Origin of the sequence: Alkalihalophilus lindianensis (assembly GCF_032843265.1) — a bacterium.
GTDB lineage: Bacteria > Bacillota > Bacilli > Bacillales > Bacillaceae_D > Alkalihalophilus > Alkalihalophilus lindianensis.
Map to the genome: position 1 here is coordinate 1 of NZ_JAWJBA010000287.1, position 274 is coordinate 274.

Annotated in this window: 1 protein-coding gene; it reads right to left on the bottom strand. The window is 73.4% G+C overall.

All coding sequences use genetic code 11. The features are described from left to right. A partial coding sequence (locus RYX56_RS22285; protein WP_317124111.1) for a tetratricopeptide repeat protein occupies positions 1–274 on the bottom strand: 274 nt, incomplete at both ends.

Sequence of the window (274 nt, forward strand, 5' to 3'; positions counted from 1 at the left end):
GCGCTTCGCGCCTCCCGTGTGGCTTCGGTCATGTCACCGCGCTCCAGTGAACATTCGGCCAGCCGGCAGTAGGCCGTGGCCAGATGGTCCTGGGGCAGAAGTCGGCCGCGGCGGCGGACCGCCTGTCGGAGAGCCGTCTCCGCCTTTTCCCTGTCGCCCGCCGCCAGCCAGGCCAGCCCGATCTGGAAGTGCTGCGCCCGGTCTTCCGGGTCGGCCGCCGCGGCCGCCTCCAGTTCAGCCAGCTCCTCCCGGCGGCGCCGCTCCACGACCGAGG